10 protein-coding genes are annotated in these 13,501 nt (G+C 59.4%); 2 read left to right on the top strand and 8 right to left on the bottom strand.

Annotation, left to right across the window (positions count from 1 at the left end; genetic code table 11):
• Positions 1 to 344: 344 nt before the first annotated feature.
• Entirely contained in the window at positions 345 to 1,679 is a 1,335-nt protein-coding gene (locus BW974_RS02965; protein WP_076427829.1) for a sodium/calcium exchanger protein, read from the bottom strand.
• 126 nt (positions 1,680 to 1,805) lie between these two features.
• Between BW974_RS02965 and BW974_RS02960 the strand changes: the two genes are divergently transcribed.
• Positions 1,806 to 2,696 (top strand): universal stress protein, encoded by an 891-nt coding sequence (locus BW974_RS02960; RefSeq protein WP_076427827.1) that lies wholly within the window; start codon positions 1,806 to 1,808, stop codon positions 2,694 to 2,696.
• Positions 2,697 to 2,926: 230 nt separating this feature from the next.
• On the top strand, positions 2,927 to 3,913 hold the full coding sequence (locus tag BW974_RS02955) for a formyltransferase family protein (RefSeq protein WP_076427825.1): 987 nt from the start codon (positions 2,927 to 2,929) through the stop codon (positions 3,911 to 3,913).
• 47 nt (positions 3,914 to 3,960) lie between these two features.
• Here BW974_RS02955 and BW974_RS02950 read toward each other — a convergent pair whose 3' ends face one another.
• From BW974_RS02950 to BW974_RS02920, 7 genes are all read right to left on the bottom strand, one after another.
• Positions 3,961 to 4,584 (bottom strand): archaellin/type IV pilin N-terminal domain-containing protein, encoded by a 624-nt coding sequence (locus BW974_RS02950; protein ID WP_076430212.1) that lies wholly within the window; start codon positions 4,582 to 4,584, stop codon positions 3,961 to 3,963.
• 197 nt (positions 4,585 to 4,781) lie between these two features.
• Positions 4,782 to 6,611 (bottom strand): IucA/IucC family protein, encoded by a 1,830-nt coding sequence (locus BW974_RS02945; protein ID WP_076427823.1) that lies wholly within the window; start codon positions 6,609 to 6,611, stop codon positions 4,782 to 4,784.
• A 2-nt stretch (positions 6,612 to 6,613) separates the two neighbouring features.
• Positions 6,614 to 8,032: a lysine N(6)-hydroxylase/L-ornithine N(5)-oxygenase family protein gene (locus tag BW974_RS02940; RefSeq protein ID WP_245799883.1), complete on the bottom strand. Its 1,419-nt coding sequence runs from the start codon at positions 8,030 to 8,032 to the stop codon at positions 6,614 to 6,616.
• Positions 8,032 to 8,622, bottom strand: a complete 591-nt coding sequence (locus BW974_RS02935; protein WP_076427821.1) for a GNAT family N-acetyltransferase — start codon at positions 8,620 to 8,622, stop codon at positions 8,032 to 8,034. The genes BW974_RS02940 and BW974_RS02935 overlap by 1 nt, the downstream gene beginning before the upstream one ends.
• Positions 8,619 to 10,439, bottom strand: coding sequence for an IucA/IucC family protein (locus BW974_RS02930; RefSeq protein ID WP_076427819.1), 1,821 nt, complete (start codon positions 10,437 to 10,439; stop codon positions 8,619 to 8,621). The genes BW974_RS02935 and BW974_RS02930 overlap by 4 nt, the downstream gene beginning before the upstream one ends.
• Entirely contained in the window at positions 10,436 to 11,920 is a 1,485-nt protein-coding gene (locus BW974_RS02925) for a pyridoxal phosphate-dependent decarboxylase family protein (protein ID WP_076430210.1), read from the bottom strand. The genes BW974_RS02930 and BW974_RS02925 overlap by 4 nt, the downstream gene beginning before the upstream one ends.
• A gap of 89 nt (positions 11,921 to 12,009) precedes the next feature.
• Positions 12,010 to 13,371, bottom strand: coding sequence for a diaminobutyrate--2-oxoglutarate transaminase (locus tag BW974_RS02920; RefSeq protein WP_076430209.1), 1,362 nt, complete (start codon positions 13,369 to 13,371; stop codon positions 12,010 to 12,012).
• Between the last annotated feature and the right edge of the window lie 130 nt (positions 13,372 to 13,501).

The raw sequence follows: 13,501 nt of genomic DNA, 5'->3' as shown, positions 1-13,501 counted from the left end.
CGCTCAGTCCGGAGAGTTGTCGCTTAATCCTACGACTCCTCTGCTCCGCGGGGGACAGTGACCACGATGTTTATTTGAATTAGCACTAAAGATTAACATATGATGATGTTTAAGTGGATTCTACGAACTGCGGCTTACGTTATTTTGTTCACTGCTGTGGCTATGCTTACGATGACATTTCTCACACAAAACCTTGGAGAGACTGATCTGTTTGTTAATATTGTATCTGTGACAATAGGGGTCGTGATTGGGGTTGGGTTGGCAGTTGGTCAATATTACAACATTGAAAAAGGTGGCATATAATCAATAGCATCGAGAACTGCAAGACATCCACAAATATCTTTTCAATCCTGTGACTCTTCTGCGCCGCGAACGCGTGCGCGGCGCACTTTCGCCGCCGTCAGTCGAAGCACCTCCCGCAGAGCGGCGTGTCGCTTCCAGAACAACGCGAGGGCTAACACGACGTAGCAAATCGAGTACGCGATGAGCAACCAGTACGAGTACGTCGCGGCTTGTGCGGGTGGAAGCGTCTGTAAAAGGACGAACTCCGCAACCACTTGCGAGCTAAACAGGACGAGAATCGTAACCGCCTCGCGGACGCTGATTTGGAAGTTGATGAGCACAGAGATGGCGAAGAGACTCTGTGCCGCGGTTAACCAGATTTCGGCCGCCTGTTTGCGGTCGAAGGGAAGCACGCCGTACTGTCCGAGCGAGATGCTGTAAACGACCACGAGCGTCCCGATGAGAAGCGTCCACTGGTTGAGTTTCGAGGAGATGAGCGCGTTGAACGCCGCCGTCGAGCGCGCCTTGTTGACGAGATACGCCGTCACGATGAGTTCCGGACTTTCGCTGGCGAGGGGTGCAACCCACTGGAGCATGAAAAACGGCGGAATCCCGAACTGAACACCGAGCGTTTCGAGGCCGTGCGCGAACGGTTCGACGGCAGTGAAGATGAGAAATCCCGAATAAAAGAACAGCACGAAGACGATTGGGATTCGAACCGAACGGGGCCGACGCTGGAAGTACGCCGGAACGCCGACGTGTTCTTCCGCGCCGACCTCTCCTTGGATGATGATTGCGATGTAAATCGCGTAGAGGCTGACTAACACGATGGTATCCACGCCGTCGATACCGCCGCCGAACGGGACGAAAAAGGCGTAGACGGTCGCACAGAACAGGAACAGAATCTCGGTTGCGATGTCCCGGTCGAGCGGAATCGAATCCCCGAATTGAACGTTTCGTTCGATGAGTCGCGCGCCGTCGTGCTGACGAGCCTTGTGAATCGAAAAGAGCGCGATGCCCGACCAGCCCAATCCGATGAGGATGCGGTTCGCACCGGTCATGTTCGCAACGGCGAGATTCGCGGCTTCCCGTCCCGCCTCCGTCCCGGCGTTCGCTCCGGCAGTCCACGCGAAATAGGCGTCCACTGCGTACTCCGGGGCGACGGCGAGGATGGCGAGGACAGCGAGCGCGAACGCGCGCGGAACGTCCTTCTCGGCGGTTTCCGCCCCCCATGCGAGAAGGAACGACGCGCCGAGGATGGCGAGTCCACTCACAGCGACGACGACCAGTGTTCCGAGCGTGTGTTGAGCGCCCGTCGTCCAGACGCCCACCCACGCGAGGGTCAGCAAAACCGCCCCGATGAGGGCGGTGAGCGGATGGCGTAGCAAAGAACTCATGGGTTCTTACTGAACCACGGCGTGCAAGGTAACGGTTCCGTCGGCTAAGCAGATAGCAGTCCGGGGAGAATCGGCGACTCCCGAACGACGATTTATGCACGTCTCCGTCGTACACGAGATGGAACCATGTTCGACCGAATCCTCATCCCCATCGACGGGAGCGACTGTGCGAAGCGCGCCGCGAAGTACGGTCTGGAACTCGGAAACACCTGCGGTTCGACGGTAACCGTGGTTTACGTCGTCGAACGGAGCAGATTTCGCCGAGTCGACGCGGAGGCACAGGCCGAGCGAGAGGAGCAAGCCACTGATTATCTCGACGAAATCGAAGCGATGGCCGACGACGTCGGCATCTCGGTAGACACCACCCGTTTAGAGGGAAAACCGCACGAAGCAATCGCGGAGCACGCGACCGAAATTGACGCAAATCTCATCGTCATGGGTCGCCGCGGACGGTCGGGACTGAGCGGACAACTACTCGGAAGCGTGACCGACCGGGTGCTCCGCACCGTCACGGTTCCCGTCTATGCAGTTTCGGACGGCGAAATTTCGGACGAAACGGGGGAAGCGTACAACCGAATACTCCTGCCGACGGACGGAAGCGAGAACGCCGAAAACGCGACGCCATACGCCGTGAGCGTTGCACAGCAGTACGATGCGACGCTCCACGTCCTCAACGTCGTGGACGTGCAGATGGAGGGTGGACTGTTCAGTGCGGGTGGCGTCTCGAAAGAGTTCATCGAGCGATTGGAGGAACGGGGAACCGAGACGGTCGAACGAGTCGCGGAGCGCGCTCGCGGAATCGATTCCGAAATCAACCTCGAAACCGCAATCGTTCGAGACGCGCCGACAGCGGGTGTTCGAGAGTACGTCAACGACGAGGACATCGACCTCGTCGTGATGGCATCGCGGGGCGAGGCGAACCTGCGAGGACAGTTGCTCGGAAGCGTCACGGATACGGTTCTCAGCGTCGTGGACGTGCCGGTTCTCGTCGTGACGAAAACCGTCGAAACGGCCTAAAACGCTCGCGTTTTTCGTTCGTCAGAAGAATTCAAACCCGAAATATCAGGGTCCCCGAGAATTGTCGAATTTTGAAAACAACCCACACCAATTCGTTCGGAATGGAAATCATATCTAAACGCGCTGTGGTTAGTACAAACCAAACGATAGAAACTCAGTGAGAAAGCGCGAACTTCACGGGGGACAGGGTGCGTATAACGAATATAGTCCGTCAAAAACGCTGGACTATCATGTCTCCGACGACCGACGACTCGTCCGACAGTGAGCAGGAAGCGGAATCGAAGACGAGTCGAGCGCATTCGACTCCGGAGTCGCCGACGGCGGAACAACCGCTTCGAGTCGGGGTTCTCCTTCCCGGCGAGACGGTTCCGGCATGGATGAAACGCGCCATCGAGCGCATGGTCGCGGAGACGAACGTCGAAATTACGCATCTCGTTATCAACGACGACGCAGGTCCCGACAACCTCAGTGATTACCTTGCAGGGTCGTTTCCCGGCGGCGTTCTGGAGTATATTTCTTATAGTGTCGAGCGACTGCAGAAACATCTCCTGTGGTCGCTGACTGGTGTTGCTCGGCAGTTCGCCGAAACGCCCGACTACCGGGAGCCGAAAGCAATCGATTCTATCGCGGGATTTTCGGGCGCAAAACGGCTGTACTGCCAACCGCTTCCGGCGTCCGGATTCGGCAATCTCCTCCCCGACGATGTGGCCGAAGAAGTCGGCGAGAACACGGATGTTGTCGTCCGATTCGGTTTCGGCGTGCTCAAAGGTGAATTTTTGGAGATGCCGACGCACGGCGTGTTGAGCTTTCATCGCGGAGATTTGGAGTCCTACCGCGGCCAACCGGGCGGGTTGTGGGAATTTTTGAACGACGAACCGACGGCGGGCGTCACGCTCCAGCGAATCAGCGAGACGTTAGACGGCGGGGAAATCATCGCCGAACGGACGGTCGATATTGCCGACGCTCGAACGTGGCGCGAGATAGAGCGTCGGCAAATCGCCGTTTGCGAACAACTGCTTACGGTTGGTATCCGCCGATTGCGGGACCCGACGTTCGAACCGACTACACCGGATTCGCTAGGTACGCTGTACACTATGCCGACGGGCGTGGATGTCGTTCGATACGTCGGGAAAACCGCTGTCGGGAATCTCCGCACGGATAGACAGACCGGAACGAGGGAGTGCAGCCAGACTCAGCGCGAACGCGACGTTACGTAAGGATTGGAAACGACCGCAAAAGATGAAAGCGGTTGTTGTGTCAGTCGTCAGACCGTGACTGCCTTCTGCTGTGAGAGCGACTGTGGCACGGAGACTTGATATACAGTGGTCGAACCGTACTGCGTCGTAATCGTCACTTCTGCCGTTTCGCCCTCTCCCAGACCCAATCCATCGTCGCTGAGGTGGTAGGCTGGAACGGTCAATCTGAGACGGTCGTCCTGCGAATTGAGAACCGGACGGGAGCGGTCGGTGTCCTTGATGGGACTGATGGCGAACTCGTCGTCCTCCGGTGCGACGATGACTTCGTCGCCATCAATCGAGGAGTTGTTTCCGACGAGCGTCGTCGCGCTGTCCGGCCCTATCCATTGGACGGTGGCCGTGGAGAGATTGATGTCGTCAGACCCCGACCCACGCATAACCGTGAAATTGACGAAATCGACGTGTTTGTCGTCCGTGACGTTACCGTAGGTGCTGACGACCTGCACGCGGTTCGAAACCTGCGCACTGCTCTCTTCACCTGTCTGTTCGGACTTCGACTGGAGGAATCCAGCCGTGTTGATGAGAACCCCCGCCGCAATCGCGGCGACCAACACCATCGCGATGAACACGATGAGTGTCCCAATACCGACTTGGCCTCTGTTGTTGAGGCGCGTTTCGAGTGTGTCTTTCATTATTTCTCGTGGCCCGGAAACCCGGACACTCATGAGCATGTCCGAAGCAGTCGGTTAACTCTTCCTGTATTCTACCAGATTTATTTTACTTCTGTCCACTAGCTAAAGCGATGTATGAGGGCATTTAGACCCAATAATCCACAACCACGTTCAGAATAGGTAAAATAATCTATATCTAGAGCAGGCGACTCAGTTCGCTATTTCTCGGCAGGTCGTGACCCCTCTGCAACTTCGTACAGCGGATTCGGAACCGTGCCGTGTTCGGAAGCGTGTGGTCGCCCGTCCGCATCCTCGTAGCCGTAGTCCAACAGTCGATTTCGGTTCAGACAGAGTTTCGTGAACTCGGGGCGGAGCAGGTCGAACAGTTCGAATCTGTCTTCCAGTTCGGGAAATTCGGACTGGTAGTCGAGAATCGCGTTTCGAACCTGCGACCAGAATTTCTCTTCCGAGTAGTCCGCATGGGTCGCCAGCGAATCCGACACGTACCGGAAGACGCAGACGAACAGGCCGGAGAAGATGAACTGACAGAGGCCCTCCGGCGGTTCGGAGCGAAGCACCGCCGAAAGGTCGTCCGGCAGGGATTCGAGTTCCGGAAGCGGTTGGTCGCTGACGTTCACGTCGTCGACGAAATCCTTCACCGCGAGACGGTGCGGTCGGCCATCTTTCAGCACGACGATGGTGTTCTGGCCGTGCGGGGAGAACACCGTCCCGTAGCGATAGAGGTAGTGGAGAAGCGGCGGCATGACGGTCGAAAACAGCTCGTCCAGCCACTCTTCCATCGTCAGCCCCGACTCTTCCACGAGTGATTCGAGGAGGGGTTTCCCGTCTTCTTCGTGCATCAGTGCCGAGAGGGTGATGGCCTGTTCGTCGTCTTCGAGGAAGGTGTAGATGCTCTCGCGCCAGACACAGCCGAGCAGTTCGTCGTATTGGTATGCAGAGCCTTCTAGTTGCGAGAAATCCGGATGATCGTAGTTCAGGCCCGCGATTTCCCCAGGGAGAATCAGGTCGCACTCCTCGCGCAGGAATTCGTCGTCTTCGTAGATTCCCTTGATGTACTCCGTGACCATCGGTGCGGCCTCGGTTCGCTCACCGGGCAGACCGCGGTAGACGAGCGTGTTGAGGATTTGGAGCGGGAGTTTGACGTGATGGCGCTCCTCCTCGTCTACGTTGACGAACGTTCGAATCGACTGCTGTGGCAGGTATTCGTCCGGGCCGTCGCCGAGGGGGACGATGTTCCCCGCGGCGATTTCGTCGGCGAACAGTTGGACGATGCTGTTCTCCCACTGCCACTCGTGAATCGGGAGGTAGTAGTACGCTTCCGGGTCGTAGCCCTTCGATTCGAGTTTGGTATCGAATTTCTTCCGAAATTCTCCGAGTTCGCCATCGACCAACGACTCGTGGTCGAGTCCGGACACCGCCTCGAACGTCGCCCGGTCGCGCGAAACTGCGACCCACGAGAGCGTCACCGGCTGTTTTTGCTCGGGCGCGTAATCGAGATAGTCGTCGTAGCCGAATCCGAGCCGACCCTTATTGTAGGTAATCCACGGATGGCCCCTCATCTCGCCTTCCAGTTCGGCGTAGTCGAGGTCGGTGGGGTCAATTCCCTCGCCTTCTTCGGTTTCGATGTGCGCGTCCGCGAGCATCGTGTTTCGATACTCTCGAATCAGGTGCCCCGTCGTCGTGTCGGAGACGCCGATGGTGTCCTGCGCGTCGAGCAAGAACTGTACCGGGTCGGTCGCGGATTCCCAGTCGCCAGCACCTCTGCGTTCGAGCGACTGGGGTTCGACGTGCATCCAATCGAACTTTCGCTCTGTTGCTTCGAATCGGTATTCGACACCCTCGGTCAGGCCGAGATGGTAGTTTCCGTCCGCGGTTTCTTCGGGCGAAATCAGTTCCTCGTAGCTGAACTCCGCCAGCATCTTCGCCAGCAAGTTCCGACCGACTGACTCCCAAACCTCCGCCGAGAGGGCGTCCTGTAGCTGTTCGTGTTCGATTCGTCCGTCCGTTTTCGTCGTGAGTTCCTGCATCGTTAATCCTCCTGTAGTGGTGTCTGTTTGCTGTGCAATCGCTCGCTGTTCGGTGATTTCGAGACGAATCGCTCGACCGAGAAATCCTGGAAGACGGTGTCTTCATCGACGGGGTACACTTCCTCCCCGGCGAGCGATTCGATGATCTGTGCGTTTCGATAACAGCCGAGTCCGAGGTCAGGGGTGCCGACGCCGTGGGCGTGCATCCCCGCGTTCTGGACGAACATCCTGCTCGGCGCGTCGAATCCGACTTCGAAGTCGGATTCGACGCGAAGGCGACCCTTCGCGTCTCGGTCGATTCGCTCCTCGACTCCGGCGAGGAACGAGGGCGTCGGTCGGTGGTAACCCGTCCCCAGAATCACAACCTCGCTGTCGTGGGCGAAGCGTTCGCCCGCCTGCCACTGCTCGCAGGTCAGGCGATAGCTATCGCCTGACTGCTCGATGTCCTGCACTTCCGTCGTGGCAAGCATGCCGACGTTCGGGTCGTCGCCGCCGACAGACCGCTCGTAGAGCAGGTCGTAAATCTCCTCGCTGGTGTTCTCGTCGATGCCTTTGTACAACAAGCCCTGTTCCGGCAGGAGGTCGTCTTTCGTCTTCTGTGGCAGGTCGTGGAAGTACTGGGTGTACTCCGGCGTGAAGTGCTGAAGCCCCAGTTTCGAATATTCCATCGGGAAGAAGCCCTCGGAGCGCGTGAACCAGTCGAGGCGGAAGTCGGCCTCCTGCTGATGGCGAAGCAGGTCGAGAAAGATTTCCGCGGCACTCTGGCCCGACCCGACGACCGTAATCGAATCGGCGTCCAAACAGCGTTCCCGCCGATTCAGATAGGACGCCGAGTGGAACACGTCCTCGTCGGAGTGGCCGCGAAGCGATTCCGGAACGAACGGAACGCTTCCGACGCCGACGACGATGTCCTTCGCGCGGTATTCGATTGGCTCGCCCACTTCGCCCGTCTCGCCCGCGTTTCCGTTTTCGGGATTCCGAGCAGTGACGTGGAACTCCGCTGCCGATTCGTCGTAGGTCACGTTCGTCACGCGTCGATTGAATCGAGTGTTGTCCAACTCCTCGGCAGTCCAGCGACAGTACTCGTCGTACTCCCGGCGCGGTACCTGAAACGTCTCGTAGAAGTAAAACTCGTAGAGACGGTCGTGCTGACGCAGGTAGTTCAGATAGCTGTACTCGCTGGTCGGGTCGGCGAGTGTGACGAGGTCGGCCATGAACGGCACTTCGAGGGTCGCGTCCTCGATGAGCATGCCGCCGTGCCACTCGAACTCGGGTTTCTGTTCTAAGAACACCGACTCCAAATCGGTAGGAGAAAGCAGAGCGGAGAGGCTGAGGTTGAACGGACCGAGCCCGATTCCGAGCACGTCGTACACGCCCTCGTCGCCCTCCTCGTTCGTCGCCATCTCATTGGTCGCCGTCATCAACCCAGCACCTCCTGTTCGAATCGCTCGCGTTCACAAATCATCAAGAGAGCGTCTTTTTCGTCCAGTTCGATTTCGCGCTGTGGTTCGAACCCACACTTCTCGAAGACGTGGATGACTTTCTCGTTTCGAACGTCGGGTTCGGTCACGACTCGGTCGGTTTCGTCGTGGCGGAACTGGAAGGCGGTCATCGCCCGAAGTAGTGGCTCTGCGTAGCCGTGGCCTAAAAACTCGGACACGCCGATGAGCAGGTGAATCCCTTGGTCCGCCGGATTCGCGTCGTAGTGCTCCGCGAGGTCGTCGTCCACTGCCCAATAGGATTCCCAGTAACTCATCGGAACGTGGTCGATATGACCGATGTAAGGCGTCATGTGGTCATCGTCCAGCTTTTCCGCGAGCTTTTTTCGGAACTCGGGAAGCGGGTCGTTCCACTGCCAGTAGGGCAAGACGTGAGGTTCGTTTAGCCAGCGATGGAGGCGACCGAGGTCACACTCCATCGCCACTTTGCGGAACGAAATCGTCTTCTCGATGGCCGAATCGTGCGTCTGGAAGTCGTAATCCGACGCCACGATTCCGGTGGGGCCGGTCATTTGCTTTCCTCCAGTTCAGTAACGATTGGGTTCGGAACCTCGGTGTAGACGGACTGGTTTTCGAGCGTTCCGGTCAGTTCGTCCATGCCGCGGAAGCGCGTCAGTAGGTTTGCCTTGCAGGCCAACTCTCTTTGCGTGAGCAGACTCGAAAGCAGAGAAGACGCCTCGTGGTCGTGTTCGGTCAGCGATTCGAGTTCCTCCCGCAGAATCGACAGCAGGCGGGACTCGTCCACGAGTCCCGCCGTGCCGAAGGCGTTGATTACGCCGAGCACGTTGTTCAGGACGACGTAATATCGGATTCGTTCGTCCGCCAACTCGTCGGAAACCAGCGTATCGGCGCGTTCTGCAACACCTGGGAGCAGAGCATCGACTTTCTGATTTCCGGATTCCGTGAAGTAGTAGCCCTGATTGTCCCGGTAGTGGAATCGACCGGGATAGCCGTCTCGGAGCGTCAAAACGCTGTTTTGCTGGTGCGCTTCCAGCCCGATTCCGTAGTTCAGGTAGAGCCACACCACCGGCCTGAGCGAGATGGCGAGATACTGCCGGAACCAGTCTTCGCTCACGTCAGCAGTGGTTCTTCCTTCCCTGTTGGCGATTTCCGAGACCACGTTCCCGAGGCGCGAATCGCCGTCGAACATGTGGTCTTGGCACAGCCCGACGACCGGCGAGGCACCGTTCGCGTCCTCGCCCCGGAATGGGTTTTCGCGCAGGACGACCTCGAATCCGGATTCCGGTGCCGACTCCGTTCCGACATCGACGGTGAGATACGCTGGGTCGCGAACCACGCCGAAGTTCGGGAACCGGGTTTCGAGTTCCGACCCGAGTTCGGTGTCCATCAGTTCGGTGATGGCCACACCGCGTTCCAGTTCGGGCCGTTTGTTCGTCCGCTCGGAGTTAGTGATGTTTACCGCGAGCGAGCCTTTCACCATAAACGACGATTTCGGGCTATAGAGCGTTCGAACCGACGACGTGGGGTAGTACGGCTTGCTGTGCGCGCCGAGATACTGAAGCCTGCCATCCGCCAGCAGGGATTCGACGTGCGATTGGGAAAGCAGGTGGTTCGCCTGCCACGGATGCACCGGAATCAGCACGTCGTCGCTTTCGACGTGTTCCTCGCGGAACGATTCCGAAACCTCGGAATCGTTCCGCAGTTCGGCTTTCACCCACTCGTCGGCGGGTTCGTCGCCTGCTGAATCCTGCGCCACGATTTCGGGGTCGGCCCGGAAGTAGTGGAGCGAAAATTCTCCCCGCAGTTCCGGGGCATAGGTGGGGGCGTTTCGTTCCGCGATACCCTCACGGCTTTTCGGCGTCGGATGGAGCAGGTGGCCGAAAATCAACGACTGCTCGGCGTCTCTAAATTCGAAGTCGGTTCCGTACAGTCGGTCGCAGTCGTCCGCGCGAGCGCGAACAAACCGCTCGATTCGGGCCTTGCTCGACAGCACGCGGGAGAGCAGTTCGTCGCCGACGTGGTCGCCGCCTCTTGCGAGGGACAACTCTTTGATGACGAGACTCGACAGGGTCGCGTAGTCGAGGTCACGCCAGCCCTCACTCGCTCGAAACTGAATCGGCAGGTCGAACAGATGTCTCCCTGTCGGCGAGCGGTACGACAGCGGCGCTCGCACGCCGATTCCCAGAATCGGAAGTTCGAATTGAATCGTCTCGTCGGCCGCCGCGGAGTCGTCGGAAACCACGTCGTACGCGCCGGTTTCCCGCAGATAGCAGTTGAGGAAGGCGTGAATCGTCGCAGATTCGGCGGACGCCGCGGCGTCCGCCGATTCGATGCCCGAGTCCAGTCGGGCAGTCTCCGGTGCCGTCATCGTTTCACCTCCGGGGAAACAGCGCGAAGGGAACTGCCGCGTCGTTCGATTGCGTCGAGGATGTCGGCGACATCGGTTAGCGTCGTTCGAGGATTGAGCAGGGTGAACTTCAGCGCGGTAACGCCGTCCACCTCGGTTCGGGCAACCACGGCGTCACCCTCTCGCAGCAGTGATTCGCGTATCGCCTCGTTCAGCCAACTCAGTCGCTCGTCGGCCATGTCGCTGGTAGGTCGATAGCGGAACACGACCGCGTTGATGGTCGGTTCTGCGACCAACTCGAAGGAGGAACCGGAAGCGAGCAGTTCCGCAACCTCCTCCGCGAGGGCAATCGTCTCATCGACCAGCATCCCGAATCCGTCCCGACCGAGCGCGCGGAAGGAGAGGAACGGTTTCAGCGCGTCGAACCGCCGCGTCGTCTGCGCCGATTTGGCGACGAGGTTCGGCACGGAGGCGCCTTCCGGATTGAGGTACGAGGCGTTTCGCGCGATGTGTTCGTACTGCGACCCATCGCGCAGGAGGAACGCGCCACAACTAATCGGCTGGTAGAACAACTTGTGGAAATCCACCGACAGGGAATCCGCTCGGTCGATGCCCGAAAGCAGATCTCGATGGCGGTCAGACAGCGCCAGCGCACCGCCGTAGGCCGCATCGACGTGGAACCACAGGTCGTGTTCCTCGGCGCGCTCGGCGAGTTCGTCGAGCGGGTCGATGCTTCCGAAGTCGGTGGTCCCCGCCGTGCCGACGAGCGCGAACGGGAGCAGTTCGCGCTCGTCCAGTTCGGCCAACGTCTGGTCGAGCGCGTCGGGACACATCTCTCGGTCGTCGTTCGATTCGACGGTGACGACCGCGTTTTCGCCCAGTCCGAGGTGGGCAGCCGCCTGTTCCGCGGTGAAGTGCGCTTCCTCCGAACAGAGGATTCGCATGGCTTTCGCACGGTGGGGCAGTCCCGACCGCTGGACGTTGGTGCCGAATCGCTCCTTGGCAAACCGTTCGCGGGCCAACAGCAGGCCCATGAAGTTCGACTGCGTGCCGCCGGAGGTGAACACGCCGTCGCCGGAATCACCGTAGCCGAACAGGTCGCAGAGTTCCTCCACCATCCGAGTTTCGAGGTGTGTCGCCGCCGGACTCTGGTCCCACGAGTCCATGGACTGATTCGTCGCGGACAGCATCGCCTCCGCGGCAAGGCCGGAAATCATCGGGGGGCAATGCAGGTGCGCGAGACACTGTCTGTCCGAAACGCCGACTGAATTTCGGAGAACGGGTTCGGCGGATTCGAGCGCCGACTCCAACCCCTCGCCGGAGTCCGGAATCATCTCCATCTCGGCGAACTCCTCGCGGAGCGATTCGGGACTGGTACCCGAGTAGGGGTCTGCGTTTTCCACGAACGCATCGAGAATCGCGTCCGTCGTCTGCTCCATCGTCGTTCGATACGTCTCTGCGCCCTTCTCGCTGCCTAAAAACAGGGATTCTTCGGACGGCATGCTGTCCGAAGAATCCTCTCCGTCCGCGGAATCGGTCGATTCCGCGGATGATTTCGCCGAAGACGCAGGACGCTCTTCGGGCGGTTTGTTCATGCGGCGGTCACCTCCCGGCGAACCGCGATGCCGACCGCGTCGTAGAATCGTTCGGCGATTGCGTCCACGTCGTCCTTCGTGACGATGAGCGGCGGCAGGAATCGAACCGTACTGCTGTCGCGCCCGCCCAGTTCCACGATGAGGCCGCGGTCGAAACATTCGGCGCGGATTTCCGAGGCGAGGTCCGAATGTGTCGGATAGTGTCCGAGGTCGTCCGTCTCTGCGGCGGTGTCGACGATTTCCGCGCCGAGCATCAAGCCGCGTCCGCGAACGTCGCCGATGCAGTCGAACGTTGCTTGGGCGTCTTCGAGGTGACCCCTAAGTCTGTCGCCCATTCTCTCGGCGTGGGAGTCGAGGTCGTTTTCGAGGACGTGCTGGATAGTCGCTTGCCCTGCGGCCATCGCCAACTGGTCGCCGCGGAAGGTTCCGGCGTGGGCACCCGGTTCCCACACGTCCAACTCCTCTTTGTAGACGACGACTGAAAGCGGGAGGCCGCCGCCGACCGCTTTCGAGAGCGTTATCACGTCCGGCACGATGTCGGCGTGTTCGAAGGCGTAGAGTTCGCCCGTGCGGCCGAGTCCGGTCTGGATTTCGTCTACCACGAGCGGAATGTCGCGTTCGCGGGTCATTCGCCGGATTTCCCGCGTCCAGTCGTCGGGGGCGGGAATCGCGCCGCCCTCGCCCTGCACGAGTTCGAGCACCATTCCGGCCGGGGAGACGATACCGCTTTCTGGGTCGGAAAGGACGTGTTCGACGTACCGACTCGCGGTTTCGTGGCCGGATTCGCCGCCGATACCGAACGGACAGCGATAATCCGAGGGATACGGGAGATGATGCACGTCGGGCATCGTTCCCGGAACGGATTCTTTCGGGGCGGTGTTACCCATCAGTCCGAGTGCACCGTGAGTCATCCCGTGATAGCCGCCCTGAAACGCGAGCATGGAGCGATTTCCGGTGGCGGTTTTGACGAGTTTCAGCGCCGCCTCGATTGCGTCGGTTCCGGCGGGGCTACAGAACTGCACCCGCGCCGAGTCCGAAAACTCGTCCGGAAGGCTGTCGAAGAGGGTATCGACGAACCGCTCTTTCGTCGGCGTCGTGATGTCGAGGGTGTGTAGTGGTCGCTCCGCGTCCAGCACGTCCTCGATGGCCTGCACGACGACGGGATGATTGTGGCCGAGCGCGAGTGTTCCCGCACCCGCCAGACAGTCGTAGTAGACGTTCCCATCCACGTCCTCGACTTCGACGCCGCTCGCTCGCTCGATAGTAATCGGGAGGTGACGAGGGTACGTCCGTGCGTTCGATTCACGGCGCGCTTGCTGTCTCAGCAAGCGCGCATTCTCACTTTCGCTCCCGGTCATCGAATCCCCCCGGTCGAATCGAGCAGGAGAGATGTAGCTATTCGGCCATTTCGTGGCGTACATCGGCGCATTACAGGTTTTAGGCTCGCCTAAACCCATGTAAAACCTGCGATTTTTAGGGCAACCTAAA

This window comes from Haladaptatus litoreus (assembly GCF_900156425.1).
Taxonomy (GTDB): domain Archaea; phylum Halobacteriota; class Halobacteria; order Halobacteriales; family Haladaptataceae; genus Haladaptatus; species Haladaptatus litoreus.
This window is presented reverse-complemented; position numbering and strand designations above follow the sequence as displayed.